Annotated in this window: 1 protein-coding gene; it reads left to right on the plus strand. The window is 37.8% G+C overall.

Going from position 1 to position 339, the window contains the following annotated elements; all coding sequences use genetic code 11:
• On the plus strand, positions 1–339 hold a 339-nt coding region (locus tag AOA61_RS31000; RefSeq protein ID WP_158234838.1), incomplete at both ends, for an ABC transporter permease.

Here is a 339-nt window from a genome sequence, read left to right on the forward strand (position 1 = left end):
ATACTGACGAATCAACACCCAATCGTCTACATAAGTGGGAAGGTCATTTCTTCATCAATAATCGCGTTTTGTCAGTTATTTATTCTCTTTGTGTTCTCTACTTTAGTTTTTAGTAGCTTTCCGTTAGGAGAACTGAGTTTTTGGATAGGAATAGCTGTTACTAATCTCCTCTTAGCATTATGTGTCGGAGGATTGACTGCTTTACTCACAGCAATTTCTGTTCGTTACGAAAATGATTCTATTAACCATGTGTTTGCAGGGGGAGTAGTAACACTCTTTGCATTTACTGGGGGCAGTTTTTTCCCAACATCAGATATGCCAGATATTATTGGCTTGATT

It is taken from the genome of Pseudomonas sp. 2995-1 (assembly GCF_002742505.1).
Taxonomy (GTDB): Bacteria; Pseudomonadota; Gammaproteobacteria; order Pseudomonadales; family Pseudomonadaceae; genus Aquipseudomonas; species Aquipseudomonas sivasensis.